General features: G+C 70.0%; 18 protein-coding genes. 12 read left to right on the top strand and 6 right to left on the bottom strand.

Annotation, left to right across the window (positions count from 1 at the left end; genetic code table 11):
- Nucleotides 1-153 precede the first annotated feature (153 nt).
- From IQ210_RS41485 to IQ210_RS48375, 4 genes are all read left to right on the top strand, one after another.
- Complete coding sequence (locus IQ210_RS41485) at nt 154-417, top strand: hypothetical protein (RefSeq protein ID WP_194084430.1); 264 nt, start codon at nt 154-156, stop codon at nt 415-417.
- A gap of 146 nt (nt 418-563) precedes the next feature.
- On the top strand, nt 564-1,106 hold the full coding sequence (locus IQ210_RS41480) for a hypothetical protein (protein WP_322658073.1): 543 nt from the start codon (nt 564-566) through the stop codon (nt 1,104-1,106).
- An 11-nt stretch (nt 1,107-1,117) separates the two neighbouring features.
- Nucleotides 1,118-3,679: a bacterial transcriptional activator domain-containing protein gene (locus IQ210_RS41475; protein WP_194084428.1), complete on the top strand. Its 2,562-nt coding sequence runs from the start codon at nt 1,118-1,120 to the stop codon at nt 3,677-3,679.
- Between the two features lie 167 nt (nt 3,680-3,846).
- Nucleotides 3,847-5,673, top strand: coding sequence for a DUF2637 domain-containing protein (locus tag IQ210_RS48375; protein ID WP_322658071.1), 1,827 nt, complete (start codon nt 3,847-3,849; stop codon nt 5,671-5,673).
- 403 nt (nt 5,674-6,076) lie between these two features.
- Here the strand turns inward: IQ210_RS48375 and IQ210_RS41465 are convergent, their stop codons facing one another.
- Nucleotides 6,077-6,922 (bottom strand): NAD(P)-dependent oxidoreductase, encoded by an 846-nt coding sequence (locus tag IQ210_RS41465; RefSeq protein WP_194084427.1) that lies wholly within the window; start codon nt 6,920-6,922, stop codon nt 6,077-6,079.
- Nucleotides 6,923-6,985: 63 nt separating this feature from the next.
- Complete coding sequence (locus IQ210_RS41460) at nt 6,986-7,909, bottom strand: SDR family NAD(P)-dependent oxidoreductase (RefSeq protein ID WP_194084426.1); 924 nt, start codon at nt 7,907-7,909, stop codon at nt 6,986-6,988.
- Between the two features lie 177 nt (nt 7,910-8,086).
- On the opposite strand from IQ210_RS41460, the gene IQ210_RS41455 reads away from it, so the two are divergent.
- Both IQ210_RS41455 and IQ210_RS41450 read left to right on the top strand, forming a co-directional pair.
- Nucleotides 8,087-8,959 (top strand): helix-turn-helix domain-containing protein, encoded by an 873-nt coding sequence (locus IQ210_RS41455; protein ID WP_194084425.1) that lies wholly within the window; start codon nt 8,087-8,089, stop codon nt 8,957-8,959.
- 234 nt (nt 8,960-9,193) lie between these two features.
- On the top strand, nt 9,194-9,562 hold the full coding sequence (locus IQ210_RS41450) for a winged helix-turn-helix transcriptional regulator (protein ID WP_194084424.1): 369 nt from the start codon (nt 9,194-9,196) through the stop codon (nt 9,560-9,562).
- A 41-nt stretch (nt 9,563-9,603) separates the two neighbouring features.
- Here the strand turns inward: IQ210_RS41450 and IQ210_RS41445 are convergent, their stop codons facing one another.
- Complete coding sequence (locus tag IQ210_RS41445) at nt 9,604-10,515, bottom strand: AraC family transcriptional regulator (protein WP_194084423.1); 912 nt, start codon at nt 10,513-10,515, stop codon at nt 9,604-9,606.
- Nucleotides 10,516-10,698: 183 nt separating this feature from the next.
- Between IQ210_RS41445 and IQ210_RS41440 the strand changes: the two genes are divergently transcribed.
- The 3 genes from IQ210_RS41440 to IQ210_RS41430 all read left to right on the top strand — a co-directional run bounded on the left by IQ210_RS41440 (nt 10,699) and on the right by IQ210_RS41430 (nt 13,737).
- Entirely contained in the window at nt 10,699-11,598 is a 900-nt protein-coding gene (locus IQ210_RS41440; protein ID WP_194084422.1) for an LLM class flavin-dependent oxidoreductase, read from the top strand.
- Nucleotides 11,595-12,896 (top strand): FAD-binding oxidoreductase, encoded by a 1,302-nt coding sequence (locus IQ210_RS41435; protein WP_194084421.1) that lies wholly within the window; start codon nt 11,595-11,597, stop codon nt 12,894-12,896. Before IQ210_RS41440 ends, IQ210_RS41435 begins: the two co-directional genes overlap by 4 nt.
- A 190-nt stretch (nt 12,897-13,086) precedes the next feature.
- Nucleotides 13,087-13,737: an FMN-dependent NADH-azoreductase gene (locus tag IQ210_RS41430; RefSeq protein ID WP_194084420.1), complete on the top strand. Its 651-nt coding sequence runs from the start codon at nt 13,087-13,089 to the stop codon at nt 13,735-13,737.
- Between the two features lie 235 nt (nt 13,738-13,972).
- On the opposite strand, the gene IQ210_RS41425 is transcribed toward IQ210_RS41430, so the two are convergent.
- The 3 genes from IQ210_RS41425 to IQ210_RS41410 all read right to left on the bottom strand — a co-directional run bounded on the left by IQ210_RS41425 (nt 13,973) and on the right by IQ210_RS41410 (nt 17,659).
- Nucleotides 13,973-14,929, bottom strand: coding sequence for an SDR family NAD(P)-dependent oxidoreductase (locus IQ210_RS41425; protein ID WP_194084419.1), 957 nt, complete (start codon nt 14,927-14,929; stop codon nt 13,973-13,975).
- Between the two features lie 218 nt (nt 14,930-15,147).
- Nucleotides 15,148-15,876 (bottom strand): alpha/beta fold hydrolase, encoded by a 729-nt coding sequence (locus IQ210_RS41420; protein ID WP_194084418.1) that lies wholly within the window; start codon nt 15,874-15,876, stop codon nt 15,148-15,150.
- 424 nt (nt 15,877-16,300) lie between these two features.
- Complete coding sequence (locus IQ210_RS41410; RefSeq protein WP_194084416.1) at nt 16,301-17,659, bottom strand: NAD(P)/FAD-dependent oxidoreductase; 1,359 nt, start codon at nt 17,657-17,659, stop codon at nt 16,301-16,303.
- A gap of 246 nt (nt 17,660-17,905) precedes the next feature.
- Here IQ210_RS41410 and IQ210_RS41405 point away from each other — a divergent pair, with 246 nt between their 5' ends.
- The 3 genes from IQ210_RS41405 to IQ210_RS41395 all read left to right on the top strand — a co-directional run bounded on the left by IQ210_RS41405 (nt 17,906) and on the right by IQ210_RS41395 (nt 20,023).
- On the top strand, nt 17,906-18,502 hold the full coding sequence (locus IQ210_RS41405; RefSeq protein ID WP_194084415.1) for a YceI family protein: 597 nt from the start codon (nt 17,906-17,908) through the stop codon (nt 18,500-18,502).
- Between the two features lie 85 nt (nt 18,503-18,587).
- Entirely contained in the window at nt 18,588-19,190 is a 603-nt protein-coding gene (wrbA, locus tag IQ210_RS41400) for an NAD(P)H:quinone oxidoreductase (RefSeq protein WP_194084414.1), read from the top strand.
- A gap of 56 nt (nt 19,191-19,246) precedes the next feature.
- Nucleotides 19,247-20,023 carry an MIP/aquaporin family protein gene (locus IQ210_RS41395; protein ID WP_194084413.1) on the top strand — a complete coding sequence of 259 codons (777 nt, stop codon included), beginning with the start codon at nt 19,247-19,249 and terminating at the stop codon, nt 20,021-20,023.
- Nucleotides 20,024-20,157: the final 134 nt, after the last annotated feature.

Raw genomic sequence — 20,157 nt, 5'->3', positions numbered from 1 at the left:
ACGGTGACCGTGCTGGGGCTGTCGAATGTCGCAGGTTCGTAACTCACCCCAAACCACTTGAGATTTGCGTCAGCGAATCATAGATTCGCTTCTGCCACTTACTGAACAACCGCGCATCACTCGTGTCACACGCTGCACTTGAGGGAGCCTCACATGCGCCATTCCAGGCGTCACGTTCGCAATAACGAAGCATTAGGTACCGAAACCGGCGAGGCCGCTGGCGAGGCTGCGGGCCCGGACCGGTGGCCGCCGGCTACCCGGGCCGTCACCCGTATCGGCCGGGCCTGCGTCATCGAAGGCCTCGCCGACTTCGGCCCCGACGACCTCCGCCTGGTCCGCGACCGCTTCCCCCACCAGCACGTCACCCTCGACGGCGACGTCATCACCGTCTGGCCCGCACCCCTGCCCCACCCCTGACCACACCGCCACGCAGCCGGCCCACCGACGCCAGCCGGCCCGCCCGCGGCCAGAAACCCTTCAACCAAGCACCCTCTCCTGCCGAAAGGACACGCGTTGCCATGACCAGCCTGGGCACCACCAGGTTCACCCGGCGCCTGTTAGCCGTGACGATCACAGCAGGCCTGGCCCTCACCACCACCAACTGCGCCGGCTCCCCCTCCAGTCCCCGGCCCGATCACACCGACCCCACCCCCACACCCGCCGCCCACACCGGCAGCAGCACACCGCGCACCCAGACCGGCCAGACGACGGTGCTGGCCGAACTCGACGGGCCAGCCGGCCTCACCCTGGTGCTCACCGCGGCCGAACGCGACCAGACCGGCTACCTCACCCTGCGCGGCACCCTGCACAACACCTCCAACGCCCTCGTCACCGTGCCCGCCCAGTTACGCGGCACCGAGGACGACATCGTCAAAACCAGCCCCTCCCTGGCCGGCGCCACGCTCATCGACTTCACCCACCACAAGCGCTACTACGTGCTGCGCGACACCGACGGCAACCCCCTGACCACCATCGGCCTGACCCGCCTCAAACCCCACCAGAAGGCGGAGGTGTTCATGCAGTTCCCCGCACCACCCGCCACCACCAGCCACGTCGGCTTCCAGATGCCCCTGTTCGACACCACCACCATCACCATCACCGGATAAGGCCCGCCGGCATGCCCCGTCTCCGAACACACCACACCGTGCTCCGCCTGGCCCTGGTCTTCTCGGTCGCACTGGCCCTCGCGCTGGCGCTGGCTGGCGCCATCGGCGGAAACCGAGACGTCGCGCCCACGGCCGCCAGCGCCCGCGGCGCCGGAGAGTCCGACGCCCCCTCGCCGACGCCCTCGTTGGCGCTGCGCCCCGGCACCCGCCTCGCACCCGAGCGCATTCTGGACTTCTCCTCCACCCCACTCGCTTTGAGCTATGTCATCACCGATCAAGACGCTGCGCCCTCCGACCACGGCACTGCTGGGCCGCCGGCCTCCCGCACACCAGGCCAGGACGGTGCCGGGCAGACCGGCACCGCCTCCGCCACGCCTTCCGCACCCGCGCAGCCCAGCAGCACCGCCTCGGCAACGGCCGAGCCGCCCAGCACCCCCTCCGGCACGCCGTCGCCGGCGCCGTCCGATGCCGGCCAGAAGGTGAGCCTGTACAGCCTGATCGCCGCCGCTCTCCTTGCAGCTGCCGCCCTCGCCCTCGCCCTGCGCAGAACCCGACGACACCCAATGAAGGGCCGTAAGACCGGTATGGGCACGAAGGCTGCACAGCCCACGCACGCGCCGACTGCGGCCGGGGAAGCGGACAGGCCGGCGGGCATCGTGCTCCTGGATGCCGCACTGCGCACCATGGCCCACCACAAAGCCCAACTGCCGGAACCAGCGAGCCTGCCTGCGGTACGCGGCGCCTGCATCGGCACCACGACGCTTCGCCTCCTGTGTGACGACCCCGCTACCGAGCCGCCCGCACCCTTCACGGCCGGCCGCGACGACCACTGGGTGCTGCCGGACGACGCCGACCTACTGGACACGGACACCGCTGCACAGGTGCCCGCTCCCTACCCCGCCCTGGTCACCCTCGGCACCACCGACAACGGCGAACTGCTCCTGCTGAACCTCGCCGCCCTGCCCGCCCTGCTCCTCGACGGCGAACCCGCACACGTCCGCGAGGTCTGCACCGCCCTGGCCGTCGAACTCGCCACCAGCCCGTGGGCTGACGGCCTCGAACTCATCACCGTGGGCTGCGGTGACGGCCTCGATCATCTGCTGCCCGCCCCGATCATCACCCCCCTCCCGGACAGCCAGCACGCCGTACGAGAAGCGACCGAACGGCTCCTGGAAGCACACCAGTTACCCGACGCGCGCCGGCAACCGCTGGTAGTCCTGTGTGCCGACCCGCTCACCGCGGAAACGGCCTGGCACTTCGCCGACCTCGCCACCACCCCCGCCACTCGCCCCCTCACCCTCATCGCACCCGCCGACACCACCGCACCCCACCTCCCTGAATCGCCCGTCCTCGACACCGCAGCCGACCGCGCCCAGTACCTCGAGTACCTGGACAGGTGGGTCACCCTGCAACGCCTCACCCCAGCCGCCTACCAGGAGATCACCAACACACTCCGGTCAGTCTCCAGCCACCCGCCCCGTTCTCACCGCATCGGACACGGCACGCGAGAGAACGCTGCGGACGCCGGCGTACGCGCGCCCGACCAGAGCGAGCAGACTCCGAAGGCCAACTCACCAGAACTCCAAGGCACTTCATCAACCAGACTGGCGGACACGTCAACGGCCCCCGAGGACGGCAGCGGCAGCGGCAGCGGCAGCGGCGAGGTCTTTCCCGCGCTGCTCAGGGCGCTACGCCCCGCGACGACCGATCTCTCACGTCCGGCGGGGGCCTCGTCCGCAAGGAGGCTCCCGGCACAAGGGGGCACTGCCAACCAGACTGACGGCAGCGTCGTACTACCGGGGTCAGACACGGACCGCAGCCCTGCCAGTAGCGCGCCGCAGATCCGGGTCCTGGGCCCGGTCGAGGTCGACGGCCTCGATGCCAGCGGACACGGCCCCCGCATCGCCCAACTCGCCGCCCTGATCTATTTCAAACCCGGCCGCACCGCCGAGGCACTCTGCACCGACATGGACCCCGCCCACCCCTGGTCCACCACCACCCTCAACGCCCGCCTGCACGGCCTGCGCGCCGCCCTCGGCAACGACCCCACCGGCAGGCCGTATGTCCCGCGCCGTAAATCCGGCGACGACCCCTACCACCTCAACCCCACCGTCACCTGCGACTGGACCCGCTTCCAACACCTCACCCACGACGCACTCTCGGATGAGGGCACCGACGTCCCCCACGTCGAACGACTTGAGGAAGCCCTCGCGCTGGTCCGCGGCACGCCCTTCGACGGCAAACCCCTGCCCTGGGCCGCACCCCTACTGCAGGAAATGACCACCGCCATCACCCAGGTCGCCCACACCATCGCCACCCACCGCACGAGCCCCGGACCCGACCACGACCTCGACCGGGCCCGCCGGGCCATCGCCCGCGGCATCGACATCGACGAAACCGCTGAAGTCCTCTACAGGGATTGGATCCTGGTCGAGCAGGCCGCGGGCAACCGGCACGGCGTCCAGACCGCCATCAGCCGCGTCCAGCACATCAACCGCGCTCTCAACTCCCCCTTGGAAAAGGAGACCGAGCAACTCATCGACTCGCTTCTCGGTCCCGCCGGACACACCTAGGCCACCCACCCATGACCACGACACACGACACCACCCGCACCCGGCCGCCCACCCACGACGCCACCACACCCCTTGCTCCGAACGCGGCCCCCGGACCGCGGAACGACGGCACCCAGACATCCGCCGCGTCCAAGCCCACCGGCTCGGCCACGCGGGCGACACCCCCAGTGCACGGACTCCTCGTCACTGCCATCGCCAGCGGCGCCATCCTCATCGCCGGCATCGGGTTCGCGGGCTCCTACACCGCCGTCCGTGACCTCGCCGCAGACAAGGGCTTCGGTGGCTTCGCCAACCTGTTCCCTATCGGCATCGACGCCGGCATCTGTGTCCTGCTCGCCCTCGACCTCCTCCTCACCCACCACCGCATCCCCCTGCCTCTCCTACGGCACACCGCCTGGCTCCTGACCGCGGCGACCATCGCCTTCAACGCCGCCAGCGCCTGGCCCGACCCCCTCGCCACCGGCATGCACGCCGTCACCCCCCTGCTGTTCATCACCACCGTCGAAGCCGCCCGCCACGCCACCGGCCGCATCGCCCACATCACCGCCGGCACCCACATGGACAGCATCCGCCTCGCCCGCTGGCTGCTCGCCCCCGCGGCCACGTTTCTGCTGTGGCGGCGCATGAAACTGTGGGAACAACGCTCCTACACCCAAGCCCTCACCCTTGAGCAACAACGCCTGCTGTACCAGGCCCGATTGAGGAGCCGGTACGGACGCACCTGGCGACACAAAGCCCCCGTCCAAGCCCTCATCCCCCTCCGCCTCACCCGCTACGGCATCCCCCTCCCCCACACCACCCCAAGCGCACCTCCAACCCCTGGCCGCATCAACCCAGCCGCCGCGCAACCAGCCCCCAGCCAGGCAGCCGCAGCCGACGGCCCACGCCAACAGACCAATGACGGGCACGCCCACACACAGCCCGAAACTACAAACCGAGCCACTTCATCGCCGCAAGCCACCCGCACAGGTCCCTCGAGTGCATCCGCCGAGGGCATCGGGCAGGGGTCCGGCCCGCGACAACTGCACACCCCTCACCAGGCGTTCAGCAACGCTTCCCGTACACCAACCACACCGACACACTGGGCCTGGTGGGAGCCAGCACACAGCCACACCCGCATACCCGAGCCACACGACCCCTTCAACCATCGGGCACGACCCGCAACCGAAGTCACCCACGAAAACACGGCACTTAACACCCAACAAACCGACACCCCGGCATCGGCGCCCGCGCCCCGACGTGAAACCCGTCTGGAAAAAGACCCCGACCTCAGCGACGCCTCACCGGCACGCCACCGCCGAACCGAAGAGTCTGCGCTCCCGAGCACCTCCGGCCCTGCAGCCCTGCACGCAGAAGCCGACGCCACCGCCACGCCGGAGGACCATCAGCGACTCGGCAGTGGTCCGGACAAGCCCATTGCCACGCACTCCACCCGCAGCCACCCCACCCCGCACCCCCACACCGCGTCCCCAGCACGGCGGACCGGCGCGAACCACGAATCCAGACCGCCAACCCCCGTAGAACCGAGCCCGATTCACTACGCACATGTCGCGCCCGAGGCGCCAGACGATCCGCCTCCGCGCGGCCAGGTCAACGACTTGACGCACCCACCACCCACAAACAGCCAGCCGACCCTGACCGACCGCTACTACCTCGAATGGATGAACTACCAGACACAACACGGCACCGAACCCACCCCCGACCAGCTCTCCACCCACCTCGCCGCCCAAGGGCTCCTCGGACGAGGCGGCAACCCCGTCAGCCCCTCAAACCTGCGCCGACACTTCCTCAACTGGCGCATCTACAACCTCTGGGCAGCCCGCCGCACACACCACGACACACCATCCGCCGCCGACATCGCCCACCAATGCGCCATCCACCACATCACCGGCCAATACAACCGCCCCATCACCCCCACCTACATCACCCAACACACCCCCGAATTCCAACGCCGCTGGCACACCCTCACCCACCAGTCAAGTCGCACCCCGTAAGTTGTTTAGCAGTCCGGAAGAATGGCGAGTGACTCCAAGCGGGTGTTCTGTCAGCCTTCGCGCGGGTTCAATTTGCGGGTCGGCGCATGGTGAACAGGCCGGCTTGGGGTTCGGTGAGGATCCCGCGGCTCACGAGGCATTTACGCTTGGCCCGGACGCCTTCGCTGCACAACCGCGGGCAGCACGAAAGCCATACCATCGGCCTCGCCCGAAGGAACGCTACTCGAAGCCGCATCGATCAGCGCAAGCAACGTCATCATCGGGCTGCTCGTGACGCCCGGCCAACCACTAGTGTGTCCGGTCGGCCGCTGTCGGGAGTGATCGAGCTCGCCGGGCGGGCAGCCCTTCCCACGCCGCGCGCGTCATGGCGCGCCCGGCGCGGCCAACTAGGCTTCGAGGTGATTCAGCCCCTGGCGCCGGCGAGGAGACGGGCGGCTTCGACCAGGCCGGACGCCCCGGCTTCGCCTCGTGCCAAGACCTCGTCGGGGCGCGCTCCGCGCTCCCGCACGGCATCCGCGAAGTGCCGGATGTCCTTGTGCATGAGCAGCTCAAGATGTTCGGCGAGTGCCGGAGTGATGTCCGTCCCCAGCGAGCGCAGCGCCGCGCTCCCTCCGCTGCTCGCGTCGATGGTGTCGATCAACGAGGGCAGATCGAGGCCGACTTCGGCGGCCAGCGCGAGGACGTCCTCCGCGTTCTTCATGTTGGTAATGGTCAGCGCGTTGTTGAACAACTTGGTCAACTGCCCGCTTCCCACCGGGCCCATCAGCCGCACAGTGTCGCTGAACGCCTCGAACACCGGACGCGCTGCCTGGAAGGCTTCCTGCGTCCCGCCGGCAAACGTGGTCAGGGTGCGTGCCCTGGCGCCTGGACCGCCCCCACTGACCGGGGCATCGAGGTAGACGGCGCCCGCTTGCGCGACGTGTGCGGCGATCCTCTCGGCCTCACTCGGATCACCCGTGCCGTGGTTGACGATGATCGTGCCGGGGGCGGTGTTCTCCAACAGTCGCTGCCCGTCGAGCACGTCCCATATGTCGTCGTCGTCGCGCAGACACAGGCCGATCAGCTCCGTGGCGGCCGCGACAGACGCCACCGAGTCGTGGACCCCGTGCGGCACAGACGCGACCGCCGACAGCGACGCCGGTCGGCGTACCCAGACGTGCAGTTCGAAGCCTCGCTCGGCCACGGCCTCGGCCATGGGGCCGCCCTGGTCGCCGAGCCCGATGAAACCGACCTTGCTGATGCTCTTCATGTGCGTGCTCTTCTCTCGTCGAGTCGTGGTGTGCTGCGGGGTGCCGTCCGAGGGGGTCTGGGGTCAGCCCAGCTGGGGGGCTGTGATGTCCCACAGGCGCTGGGCGTTCGCGGCGTCGAGTGCGTAGGCGGCGACACCGGGGACGCCCAGTTCCGTGGGGCGGGAGGTGACCGTCGGGGCCTCGTTGACGTCTTCGAAGTAACGACCGCCGATTCCTTCGGCCAGCGGGGAGGCGGCCAGGAACACCGAGGTGGCCGCGCCCTGCTCGATCGTCTTGCGATAGGGCTCGGGCGTCTTCAGACCGCCGGTGTGCCGCTGGAGGTTGGTGGCGATCGCACCCGGGTGCAGTGCGTTCGACCGGATGCCGTCGCCGGACCAGCGCCGGTCGGCCTCGACGGCCATGAGAACCTCCGCGGTCTTGGACTGACCGTAGGCGCCCAGTGCGTCATACGGGCGGAATCGGTAGTCGAGGTCGTCGAAGACCACCGGCGAGAACAGATGCCCGCTGGACGACACCGTCACCATGCGTGCGCCCCCGGCGGCGGCCATGGCCGGGCGCAGGCCCAGGGCCAGGGCGAAGTGCCCCAGGTAGTTGGTGGCGAACTGCTGCTCGTGTCCGCCGGTGCCCCGTTCCAGCTCGGGCAGCATCATGATCCCGGCGTTGTTGACCAGGATGTGCAGCGGGCCGGACCACGAGGCGGTGAACGCCTGCACCGAGTCCAGCTCCGCGACGTCCACACGGGCGACGCCGATGGCGTCGTTGCCGGTCGCGGCGCGCAGGGAGGCCGCGACCACCTCTCCGGCGTCGGGGCGCCGGACCGCGAGGGTGACCTCGGCACCGGCGGCGGCCAGGGCCCGCGCGGTCTCCACTCCGATACCCGACGTGGCGCCGGTGATCACGGCGCGCTTGCCCCGGAGGTCGACGCCCTCGATCACCTGGGAGGCGGTCGAGTGACGGTCGAAGGGGCTCTTGAACAGTTCAGACATGAGCAAGTTCCTCAGTGGGTCTGGTCAGAACAGTGGGATGGCCCGCTCACACTGTTGGTTTCCGGCGGGCTCCGTGCAAACCACTGTGCACCATTCGATGCAGGACGCCCAGGTCTGCCCGACCCTGGGAGTGTCAGGGCCACCCAGTGCGGGCCCCACGTCCGTACGCTGGTGGGCATGACCTCCAACGACGATCCCGGCCCGCTGGCCACATACCTGCGGGTGCGCAGAGAACTGGTCCGGCCGGAGGCCGTGGGCATCCCGGACACCGGCAACCGTCGCGTTCCCGGCCTGCGCCGGGAAGAGGTGGCCTTCCTCGCCGGCGTCAGCTCCGACTACTACGTCCGCCTGGAACAGGGGCGTGACCGGCACCCCTCCGAGCAGGTGCTGGTCAGCATCGCGCAGGCACTGCAACTGGACGAGGACGCCACGGCCTACCTCCTGAAGCTGGCCGCCTCCCCCGGCCGCCGCCGACGGCGCTCCGGCTCGCCCGAGAAGGTCAGTGACGGCATCCGGACTTTGATCGGCACCTGGCCGCTGACCCCGGCGTACGTCCACAGCGCGTACATGGACATCCTCGCCGCCAACCCCCTCGCCGTAACACTGTCACCGTTCAACGCGCCGGGGCACAACAGTGTGATCGCGGCCTTCCTGGAGCCTGAGCTGCGGTCGTTGCACGCGGACTGGGAGGAGATGACCGCCAGGGTTGTGCCCTATCTGCGTTCCGTCGCCGGCCCGGACGTCGACGAACCCCGCCTGGTCGAGATCGTGGGTGAACTCTCGATACGCAGTGAACGCTTCCGCAAGCTGTGGGCGCGGCAGGACGTCAAACACAAGTCGAGCGGTACCAGCCTGCTCAGGCACCCTCAAGTGGGACCCCTTGAGCTGCACTACGAGAAGTTGCTGGTGCCCGGCGCTCCCGGTCAGACCCTGGTCACCTACCACGCCGAACCGGGCAGCGACTCCGAGGAACGCCTGCGTCTGCTGGCCTCGCTGAACGGTGCCGCGCACCCGTCCGCGGACGCCGAGCGCAGCACCGCCGACAGCTGATCTCGGCCGGGCGCCGCCGGACCGTCGGCCCCTGTCGTCGTGGCGGCCTCTCGGGCCGCGGGCCCCGTCCGCGTGTCACGCGCGGCGCAGGCCCCCCCGGCCGAACGGATCTGCCCTGGGAGGGAATGCCGCACGTGGTGGAGGCGTTTGCCATCATGTCCGTGGCCGCTCCCTGGCTACGTGGCGGAGCGATTGGTTCACACGGTTGTTTCCGTACTGCACTTTGTAGGAGCGATGACGACACATCGTCCCGAGCGCCCGGCGGCACCCGGGCCCCAGACCATTCACGACGACGCCTGTCCGGTGTTCGGTCCCGCACTGGAGCTGGTGGGTCGGCGGTGGACGGGTTCGATCCTGACCGCGGCGGCGCAGGGTGCCACCCGGTTCAGCGAGTACAGGGCCGCCATCTCCGGCATCTCCGACCGGTTGCTCGCGCTGCGCCTCAAAGAGCTCGGAGAGGCCGGTCTCGTCGATCGCTCGGTCATTCCCAGCACCCCGGTACAGGTCCGCTACACCCTCTCACCGGACGGGATCGCCCTGGTGCGGGCCTTGCAGCCGCTGGCCCGTTGGACACGGGGCCGGGAGGACGACACGCCGCAGTGATCGTATGAGCGCGGGTCCCGTCACTTCGTCCGCTTCGCGGCTCAGGCGGCCGCCCCGCTGCGGTAGACACGCGGAGACACGCCTGTCACCTGCTTGAACGCCGTGCTCAGGGCGCTTTCGGAGCGGTATCCCACGGAGCGGGCGATGACGGCGAGGGTGTCGGTGCTGTGCCGGAGGCGGTGCGAGGCCAGTTCGATGCGCCAGCGTCTCAGGTAGTCGAGCGGGGACAGGCCGACGGACCGCTTGAAACGCTCCGCCAGTGTCGAGCGCGACACGCCGCTGACCTCCGCGATCTCGGCGACCGTCCAGGGACGGTGCGGCGCGGCATGCAGCGCGCTCAAGGCGGGGCCGACGATCGGGTCCGCCAGTCCCGCCAGCCAGCCCGGCGCGTGCCGGGTGGTCTGCGCCAGGTGGATGCGCAGGGCATGCACGAGCATGACGACGGCCAGGTGCTCCCCCACCAAGGTCGCCGCCGGCGGACGGTGGGAGAGTTCCCGGGCGATCTGTGCCAGGGCCCAGCGCAGGGTCTCGGACTGCGGAGCCGAGGCCGGCACGTGCAGGATCGCAGGCAGTGCGTCGAGCAGCAGCACCCGGGCACGCTCCCCGAAGGTGAAACCGCCGCCGATCAGAACGACTTCGTCCCCCGTCCCCGTGCGCGCGAAGCCGTCGTCCGCGTCGGCGAACACCTCGCTCGCGTCCACGGGGGGAACGTCCGGCCCTCCGCGGAGCACGAAGGGAAGGGGCCGGGTGAGCAGGAAGCAGTCCCCTTCCCCGAGTTCGACGCAGAGGTCCTCGTCCGGCACGAGCAGCTCGCACGAGCCTCGCTCGACGGCGTTGAACTTCACCCCGCGAGGAGCAGGGAAGCGCACCGCCCAGTCGCCCCCGGCGGTCAGTCCGGACGACACGTGTCCCCGTGTGCGCAGCAGAGCCAGCACATCCTCCAGCGGGTCCACGCAAGCTCCTCGAACGTGTGACAGTGAAAGAACCACTGTTCATCATAGATGCCGTGAAATGGCTCGCGAGTGCGGCCGCCCGCAGCCGCCATCGCGAACCCAGCCGAACATAAGGCGCTTACTTTTCGTAAGTCGCTCACGCCATGTTTGCCACCGTTCGGCAACCGGCGCATCGTTGTGAACATGACCGATTACGGACGCACCCTTTCCTTCGGTGTGAGCCTCGACCCCGCTGCCGACGCCCTCGGCACCACACGTCGGCTCGCCCAACTCGCCGACGACAGCGGTCTGGAGCACCTCGCGGTCCAGGACCACCCGTACGTGCCCGGTCACCTGGACGCGTGGACCCTGATCACCCACCTCGCCGCCGTCACCCGGCGGATCTCCTTCCTCACCGACGTGGCCGATCTTCAGATGAGGCCGCCGATCATGCTCGCCAAGGCGGCGGCGTCCCTGAGCGTCCTCACCGAAGGCCGCGTCCGCCTCGGCGTCGGGGGCGGCGGCATCCCCGACGCCATCGCCTCGATGGGCGGCCCCGCACGACGCGGCGCCGACATGGTGGCGTACGCCGAGGAGTCGGTGGACCTCATCCGACGCGCGCTGCACGGAAGCACCGTCCAGCTGCACAGCCCGTACCACACCATCGAGGGCTACCGGGCCGGTCCCGTACCGCCGTGGCCGACGGAGATCCTCCTCGGCGCCCAGAAGCCGAAGATGCTGTCGCTGGCCGGCCGGGCCGCAGACGGCTGGATCTCGCCGCTGAACATCTACGTGCCGCCCGGCGAAGTCCCCTCGCGTCAGGCCCTCGTCGACGAGGCGGCGACGGCGGCGGGCCGCGACCCGCGCTCGCTGCGGCGCGTGTACAACGTGATCGGCTCCATCGGCGCCGGTCGTGGCGGCCAGGGACTCGTCGGTGATGTCTCCGTGTGGACCGAGACCCTCAGCGAATGGGCGGTGGAACTCGGCTTCGACACCTTCGTCTTCTGGCCCGCGGCGGACCCGGAGGAGCAGACCCGGCGTTTCGCCCGTGAGGTCGTTCCCGCCGTCCGTGCCGAGGTGCAGCGCCTGCGGGGCACCCGGTGAACGCGGTCACCCTCGATGCGGCCGACGGGCGCACCGGCAAACTGGTCACGCCCGACGACCAGCGCTACGGCAGGCTGCGGTCGACGTTCACGACAGTGGGACGACCGGCCCTCGTCGCCCTGCCCGAGAACCCGGGCGACGTGGCGGAGGCCCTGGCGATGGCCCGCCGCGAGGGGATGGCCGTCTCGGTGCGCAGCGGTGGACACGGGCTGTCGGGCCGCAGCACCAACGAGGGCGGCATGGTCATCGACCTCAGTGCCCTCAACGGCGTGGAGGTGCTCGACCGGACCGCCCGCCTGGTCCGGGTCGGGCCCGGAGCCCGGTGGGCGCAGGTAGCCCAGGCCCTCGCACCCCACGGCCTCGCCATCAGCTCCGGCGACCACGGGAACGTAGGCGTGGGCGGCATCGCCACCGGCGGAGGCGTCGGCTGGCTGGTGCGGCACTACGGGCTCACCGTGGACCATGTCCGGGCGGTGGAAGTGGTGCTGCCCGACGGCAGGTTCGTACGGGCCGACCGCGACCGCGAACCCGACCTCTTCTGGGTGATGCGCGGAGCGGGCGCCGGAGCCGGCATCGCCGTCGCCTTCGAGATCGAGGCGGCCGAGATCGGTTCGGTGGGCGTCGTCCAGCTGGCCGCCGCCGTCGACCCGGCCGGGGAGACCCTCCTGCGCTGGGAGCGGACGATGGCCGCCGCGCCGCGCACGCTGTCCACCGCGGTGACCCTGGTGCCGCGAGGGACGTCGGCCACGGCCGCGTTGATCACCGCCGTGGTGGCCTCGGAGGATCCCGACCTACTGCGGTCCTCGGTCGAGCCGCTCCTCGGCATCGGCGACGTGAGCGTCCAGGACGCGCGCATCATGCCGTACCGAGGGCTCGTTCCTCTGGCCCATCTGCACCCCAACACCGGCGGCATGCCGTCGGTGACCACCAACGGGCTGCTGACACGCATGACGAAGGACGCCGCCAAGTCCCTCGTGGCCACCGCGTCCGGCCCCACACCGGCCCTGCTGCAGTTGCGTTCGCTCGGCGGCGCGGTCAACGACGTCGGCCCGGACGAGACGGCCTACTCCCACCGCCACCAGCGCACGCTCGTCGTCGCCTCGATGTTCCCGCCGGACGACCGGGCCGACCTGGACCGGGCCTGGCAGGCCCTCGCTCTGCATACCGACGGCGCCTACGTCAACTTCGAGAGCCACCCCGACGACGTCACCCGCGACCGTGCCTACCCGGGCTCGACCGGAACCAGGGTGCGCGACCTCTGGCGGCGCTACGACCCCGACGGGGTCCTGCACCCCTGACGGGTGCCCCTCCGGCCGGCCCGACGGCCCGGCCATGCCCCAAGACCTGTGCGGCGACGACCTCGTCGCCGCACGGCGGGCGAGCGCGCCGGCCCTCCCGGTCCCGCGCTCGTCCCTCTTTTCCCTCTCATCCAACCGACCGCTCACCGAGCCGGCTGTTCGGTGACCGATGCATACGGAGACATCCCTGATGGCCACGCTGCTGCACATCGATTCCTCCATCTTCGCCGGAGAGGATTCCGCGTCCCGCTCGGCGACCAAGGCGTTTCGCGACGCCTGGCAGGAGCAGCACCCTGGGGGTGAGGTCGTCTACCGCGACCTGTCCCGCACGCCCGTCCCGCACATCGACGCGGCCGCCCACACGGCCGGCTTCCTGCCCTCGCAGGACCACAGCACCGATCAGGCGGCCGCCTTCGCGGCGCGGGCCGCGCTCATCGAGGAACTGGAGCAGGCCGACGCCGTCCTGATCGGGGCGCCGATGTACAACTACTCGATCCCGTCCACGCTGAAGGCGTGGCTGGACAACGTCATCCTCTTCGGGCGGACGGCCGGTGCCGCTCCCTCGGCCAAGGGCACACCGACCGTCGTGGTGGCCAGCCGTGGCGGCTCCTACGCCCCCGGCACCCCCAAGGAGCCCTACGAGTACGTCCAGAACTACCTCGAGGCGGTACTCGCCGACATGCTCGAGCTGGACGTGCACTTCATCGTGCCCGAGCTGACCATGGCTCCGGACAACCCCGCCATGGCCGAGCTGGTGCCCCTGTACGAGGAGTCCCGCGACCGGGCCCTGGCGGAAGCGGTCGCGAAGGCCAAGGAGTTCGCGGGACGTGCCGCCGCCTGAGCCGCGGCCGGTCGCGCACGAGGGCGCCGCTGCTGCATGAGGCCCCAGCTCCCGCCCCGACAGCGAACGTGGTCCACACGTCGACGGGGGCGGGGGCCGGGGCCGCACAGCCTTTGGATGTCCCGCGGGGGTGCGGAGACAGAAGGGCGGGATCAGTGCGCGTCCCGCGCCGACGCCGTAGCCGTTGTACGGCGGCTCGTCGACGACTTCGCCCTCTTCACCGCGCCGTCGGCGATCAGGGCAGGGCCGCGGACGCCAGGTCCCACAGCCGGTCGGCGGCTTCCGGGTCGACCGCGTGCGCGGCGACGCCGCCCGGCGTCTCGTCCGCGTCGGTGACCACCTCGGCCTCCTGGTTGTCCTCGAAGTACCTGCCCGTGCCCCCTTCCAGCAGCGGAGACGCGGCCAGCAGCACCGAAGTGGCGGCACCCTCCTCAGGTGTCTTGTAATAGGAGGTCTTGATGATCTCGCCGTTCTCGTCGATGGCACCCATGGCCCGCATGGTCTCTTCGTCGACGTGGCGCTGAAGGTTGGTGCTGATCCAACCGGGATTCAGCGCGTTGGCGGTGATGCCGTCACCGGCCCAGCGCCGGGCGCCGGCGGCGAGCAGGACGTCCGCGGTCTTGGACTGCCCGTAGGCCGCCCAGCGGTCGTAGGGACGCTTCTCGAACTGGGGGTCCTCGAAGTCGAACGGAGCGGTGCGGTGAGCGCCGGAGCTCACCACAACCAGCCGAGCCGATCGGGAGGCGGCGAGGTTCGCGTGCAGCTGGGTCGCGAGGGCGAAGTGACCGAGGAAGTTGGTCGCCAGCTGGAGTTCCCACCCCTCCTCGGTGACCTGGCGCGTCGGGATGGCCATCACCCCGGCGTTCGCGACCAGGATGTCCAGAGGACCGTCCCAGCGCTTGCCGAACGCTTCCACCGAGCGGAGGTCCGCCAGGTCCAACTCCTCCACACGGATCTCGCCCCGGGCACTCTTCCCGGCCCATTCCGCCCGCAGCGCCTCGGCCGCGGCGGTGTCACGAACGGCCACCGTGACCTCGGCGCCAGCGCCCGCCAGCGCGAGGACGGTCTCCACACCGATGCCCGACGCCCCGCCGGTGACGACGGCGCGCCGTCCGGAGAGGTCGACACCATCGATCACCTCGTGCGTGGTCGCGTGAGAGTGAAACGGTGTGGTCACACGGGATGTGGTCATGTTGTGCTTCCTGTCTCTTCGAGCGTGCGACTCCACGGTAGGAAGAGGAGGGCGGACAATGAATGCTCTCTCGTCCGGCATGCTTGTCCGATCGTCCAGCCAGAGCGTGTGACGCCTGCGGTGACGCGATGTCCGTCACCGGACAGGACTCGGCCGACGTCTCGCCCGTGGCGTCGGTGCGGCGTCCAAAGCGCCGCACCGACGCCGCCGGGGGCGACTCAGTGGCTGCCGGTGCCGGCCCAGTGCTCTTCCAGGGCGGCCGCGACCTCCGCGGGGCGATCGAGGACGGTCCAGTGGTTGCAGTCGAGGTGCAGAACCCGGGCGTTGATCGCGGCCCCCAGCCGGTCCGCGAACTCGACCTGGCAGGCGGGGTCGAGCTTGCCCCAGAAGACCAGGCCCGGTGCCGTCACCTTGGCCAGATCCGGTTCCCACTCGGCGCCCACCGTCAGGGCGGAACGGTAGAGCTTGAGGATGCTGTCCTTCATCTCGTCGTCCAGGTGACGGGCCGTCTCCCGCGCCGCCTCCTCGGCCACGTCGAAGCTCCGCACCAGTTCGACGAGCGACGGCACGTCGAGCCCCGCCATGAACGCGTCGCCCTGGTCGGCGTCCTGCCAGATCTTCGCGAGCGGATGCCACACGTACGCCGCGCTGACCGGCCCGTTGCCGCCCGCCCAGGTGCGGATCAGATCGGGCCGCAGGGAGGCCACGCGCGCGGTGAGGATGCACCCCCAGTCGTGACCGACCAGGTCCACCGGCTCACCGATCTCCTCGAGTCGCGCGATGAGCCACTGGACGTACTCGTCCTTGGAGGAACCGAAGCCTTCGGGACGCGCGGCACCGAACCCGGGCAGATCCCAGGCCTCCACATCGGTGCGGGACAGGTGCTGTCGAACGCCGTCCCAGACACGGTGAGTGTCCGGAACACCATGGATCAGAATCGCAGGCATGAGTGTGGGTTCCTTCGTGACGGAAACGTCTACCGGAGCGGCAGTCAGAACATCGCTAGACACGTCATCGTCATCGCGGTAGCCGGGAATGCTGCCGACAACAACCATACGCTGCGCACCGGACCCGACACGAACACTGTTTGCCACTGATGCCCCAAGGGGTAACACCGTGTGGAGCGACGCGCGGGGCGAAGGTCGTCTTGCCGACGCCCGGTGCGCCCGACACCACTATGACCGGCTGCTGACCGCCGGTGCGCGATTCGATCTCCCGCACCATCACCGACAGCCGGGCCGGCTCCGCCTCCCGGCCCACGAAGTCGTCGATCATCCGTCCGTTCACCTCGTTCCAGATTGCCCGTGCGGCGACCAGCAGGGCGTCGCCTGCCGCTCGGGACGGGGGCTCCGACAGCTGCTCAGCCGTACCTCACGGGCGCGGGCCCGAACTCGGCGCGCCCGCGGTCACTTCGCCGTCCCGAGGGTTTCCCCGCGAGACGAACGCGTCCCGAGGGTGCTGCACCGAGGCCAGCGAGACGATGTCCCTTCCGTAGAGGGCGGCCGTTGTCCAGACCGCCAGCACGCGCGTCTTCCGCTCCCATGTCGGCACGGCGAGCACGTGGTAGCCACGGTGCATGAGCCAGGCCGGGAAGCCCTTGATCACCAGGCGCCGGTACTGGAAGATGCCGCGGCCCAGCCCCAGTGTGGCCACGACGCCAAGGCTGTGGTGGAGGTAGTCCTTCGTCCGCCGCCCGCACAGGGAGGCGACGATGTTCTTCGCCAGGAGCCTGCCCTGGCGCACCGCGTGCTGCGCGTTGGGCACGGTGCGCGCTCCCGGCGCGGCGGCCAGGTCCGGTACGGCCGCGTCGTCGCCGGCGGCCCACACGTCCGGGACGGGCTCCGCCTCCGTGCCGACCCGGAGGTCAGGCCGTACGACGATCAGGCCCCGCTCGTCGATCGGCAGGTCGGTGTGGCGTTGGACGACCGGGTTGGAGGCGTTGCCGGCCGCCCACACGATCAGTCCCGAGTCGAACTCCTTCCCGCTGGACAGCACGACGTGACCGTCCTCCGCGGCCACCAGCTGGGTGTTCAGGTGAACGTGGGCACCGCGGCGCTCCAGGGAGCGGACCACCCAGGCACCGGGGGCGTCGCTCACCTCGGGGAGGATGCGGTCGCGGGCCTCCACCAGGTGGAAGGAGAGCTCCTCGAAGCCGATCTCCGGATAGCGCTTGAGCAGCGCCGTCGCCAGCGCGAGCAACTCCCCGAAGCCTTCGACCCCCGAGAATCCGCCGCCGACGAAAGTGACCGTGAGCAGCTTCTGGCGCTCAGGTCCGTGCGGCAGTGAGGCCGCCCGGTCGAACGAGGTGAGCAGCCGGTCCCGGATGGCGACGGCCTCCTCGACGTGTTTGAGACCGAAGGCCTGGTCGTCCAGGCCGGGGATGGGGAAGACGCGGGTGACCGCGCCCGCGGTGACCACCAGGATGTCGTAGCGCAGTTGGTAGTCGGGCCCGCGCGCCGGCCGGACGGTGAGGGTCCGGTCGGCACTGCTGATCGTCGTCACCGCCCCGGCGAGCACGCGGGTGCGGCGCAGATGCCGGCGCAGGGACACCGCGGCGTGCCGGGCCTCGACGGAGCCCGCCACCACCTCCGGCAGGAAGGGCTGGTACGTCATGTAGGGGCGTGGGTCGACCACCGTCACCCGGGCCTCGCCCCGACGCAGTCTCTTCTCCAGTCCCCGGGCCGTGTAGAAGCCGGCGTAGCCACCGCCGACGATCACGATCTCACGCACGTTGTCCTCTATCCGACGCGACTTTCTGCTGCTCCTGGAACACATATGCAGACCGGTCGCGAGGGTTGTCTGTGACAGATGCGGCGTCGTCGATCGTCCACACCTTGTCACACGACCGAGCCGACTCCGGTCTTTCAGGACAACCGGTGACGAATTCCCGAGAACGCGTGGCCTGCCGCGCCGACGGGTCGGGCCCTGTCTCCGGAGAAGGAGCGCGTGCCGAGGCACGGGAGGGAACCGGGTTTCATGCCACTGACAGAACCAGAGTCATTCGTCCGTACGGCAGGGCCGCGCACGCCACCCGGCTGCTACGACATCGACCGACGGCACAGCCGCGTCGAACTGCGCTCCCCGCTCCCCTGGAGCCGCGGAGGCCCGGGAGAGTTCACGGACTTCGCCGGTCGGATCCACGTCGACGGGGCCGCGTCCGGGGGGATCGGCGTGTACGTGTGCGCGCACACCGGCAGCCTGCGTTCCGCCACAGCGCGCCGCGACCGTGTCCTCACCGGGCCCGATGTCCTGGACTCCGCCGTGTTCCCCATGCTGAGTTGCCGCTTCGAACACTTCGGCAACAGTGGCGGAACCGCTCGGCGCCGTGCCCGCGGACACTTGTTCATCAAGGACCTGGAGCTCCCCGTACAGGCGTCGTTCCGGCTCGACGAGGCCGGCTCCGACGCCATGGGGGCACGCCTGCGCCTTTCCCTGACGACCGAGTTCGATCCGGCGGACTGGGGCGTCTCCTGGCGGATCCCGGTTCGGCGGGCGGTCACCGTGTGGGAACGCACACGGTTGCTGCTCACCCTCTCGGCGTCACGGTCGCCTGACCCTCGACTCGCCTCCTGACACGACGAGTTGTGCGGGTCCCCGGACGATCACACCTACACACATCCACCGACCGAACAGCGAGAACAAGCGAAGGAGCCGTCCCATGGGCGTCCGTGTAGCAGTCGTTTACTACAGTGCGACGGGAAACGTGCACGCACTGGCCTCAGCGGTAGCCGACGGTGCTGCCGCCCAGGGCGCGGAGGTGCGCCTGCGGCGCGTAGCGGAACTCGCGCCGGACACCGCGATCGACTCCAACCCGGCCTGGCGGGCCCATGTCAGTGCCACCCGAAGCCAGGTGCCGGAGGCGACTCTGGAGGATCTGGAGTGGGCCACGGCGTACGCGTTCGGCACCCCCACCCGGTTCGGCAACGTCGCCGCCCAGCTGAAGCAGTTCCTCGACACCACCGGCGGCATCTGGCAGAGCGGGGTGTTCCACAACAAGCCCGCCACCAGCTTCACCTCGGCGATGAACCGGCACGGCGGCCAGGAGTCGACCATCCTCGCGCTCAACAACGTGTTCTACCACTGGGGTTGCCTCATCGTGCCGCCCGGCTACACCGATCCGCTCCTGTACGAGGCAGGCGGCAACCCCTACGGCACCAGCTGGCCGAGCAGCGGCGGCGAGGGACCGGACGAGCCGACCCTCAAGGCGGCCCGCTACCAGGGCCGGCACCTCGCCGACATCGCGACGCGGTTGCGCGGCTAACCGCACGGCGGCAACGCCCGAGACACTCTCTGTAGTGCGAGACCGGAGGACTCAACGTGTCCAGCTCCGACATCTTCCTCGGCGAGACCATCGGTACCGCCGTCCTCATCCTGCTGGGCGGTGGCGTGGTCGCCGCAGTCGTACTGAAGCAGTCCAAGGCCCACGCCGCCGGCTGGGTCGCCATCGCCTTCGGCTGGGGCTTCGCCGTGATGACCGCGGTGTACATCGCCGCACCACTGTCCGGGGCACACCTGAACCCGGCGGTCACCCTCGGCATCGCGATCAAGGACAGCGCCTGGAGCGATGTCCCCGTCTACCTGGCGGGCCAGTTCCTCGGCGCCTTCCTCGGCGCCGTCCTGGTGTGGATCGCCTACTACGGTCACTTCTCCGCGCACCTGCGCGACGAGATACTGGTCACCGAGGCGCGACAGCGGCCCGCCGCCGCGGTCGAAGGTCCGGGGCCGGTCCTCGGGGTGTTCTCCACCGGACCACAGATCCGCAATGTGTGGCAGAACCTCGCCACCGAGATCATCGGCACCTTCGTCCTGGTGCTGGCCGTCCTCACGCAGGGCCTGAACGACGAGGGCAAGGGCCTGGGCGCGCTGGGCGCCCTGATCACCGCCTTCGTGGTGGTCGGTATCGGCCTCTCCCTCGGCGGGCCGACCGGATACGCCATCAACCCCGCCCGTGACCTCGGTCCGCGCATCGCGCACGCCCTGCTCCCGATGCCCAACAAGGGCGGCTCGGACTGGAGTTACGCCTGGATTCCGGTCGTCGGGCCGCTGGCGGGCGGGGCCTGCGCGGCGGGCCTCTACGAGCTCGCCTTCACCTGACACGACAGCGGTGCCGGGTGACCGCCGCAGCCGCTCGCCCCGCGACGCCGCACACCGACGCCACCCGCCCGCAACCCCAGGAGTACGCCGTGGACGACGTAACCACCTCTGACAACACCTCCCCTCATGGCCCG

This window comes from Streptomyces justiciae, assembly GCF_015163075.1.
Taxonomy (GTDB): Bacteria; Actinomycetota; Actinomycetes; order Streptomycetales; family Streptomycetaceae; genus Streptomyces; species Streptomyces justiciae.
The sequence above is the reverse complement of the archived record's forward strand: the minus strand, read 5'-3'. Positions and strand labels throughout refer to the sequence as shown.

Bases quoted from the DNA above. Each gene is read 5' to 3' on its own strand.
- IQ210_RS41485 (WP_194084430.1), top strand. From the start codon at position 154: ATGCGCCATTCCAGGCGTCACGTTCGCAATAACGAAGCATTAGGTACC.
- IQ210_RS41475 (WP_194084428.1), top strand. From the start codon at position 1,118: ATGCCCCGTCTCCGAACACACCACACCGTGCTCCGCCTGGCCCTGGTC.
- IQ210_RS41465 (WP_194084427.1), bottom strand. From the start codon at position 6,922: ATGAAGAGCATCAGCAAGGTCGGTTTCATCGGGCTCGGCGACCAGGGC.
- IQ210_RS41460 (WP_194084426.1), bottom strand. From the start codon at position 7,909: ATGTCTGAACTGTTCAAGAGCCCCTTCGACCGTCACTCGACCGCCTCC.
- IQ210_RS41455 (WP_194084425.1), top strand. From the start codon at position 8,087: ATGACCTCCAACGACGATCCCGGCCCGCTGGCCACATACCTGCGGGTG.
- IQ210_RS41450 (WP_194084424.1), top strand. From the start codon at position 9,194: ATGACGACACATCGTCCCGAGCGCCCGGCGGCACCCGGGCCCCAGACC.
- IQ210_RS41440 (WP_194084422.1), top strand. From the start codon at position 10,699: ATGACCGATTACGGACGCACCCTTTCCTTCGGTGTGAGCCTCGACCCC.
- IQ210_RS41430 (WP_194084420.1), top strand. From the start codon at position 13,087: ATGGCCACGCTGCTGCACATCGATTCCTCCATCTTCGCCGGAGAGGAT.
- IQ210_RS41425 (WP_194084419.1), bottom strand. From the start codon at position 14,929: ATGACCACATCCCGTGTGACCACACCGTTTCACTCTCACGCGACCACG.
- IQ210_RS41420 (WP_194084418.1), bottom strand. From the start codon at position 15,876: ATGCCTGCGATTCTGATCCATGGTGTTCCGGACACTCACCGTGTCTGG.
- IQ210_RS41405 (WP_194084415.1), top strand. From the start codon at position 17,906: ATGCCACTGACAGAACCAGAGTCATTCGTCCGTACGGCAGGGCCGCGC.
- wrbA (WP_194084414.1), top strand. From the start codon at position 18,588: ATGGGCGTCCGTGTAGCAGTCGTTTACTACAGTGCGACGGGAAACGTG.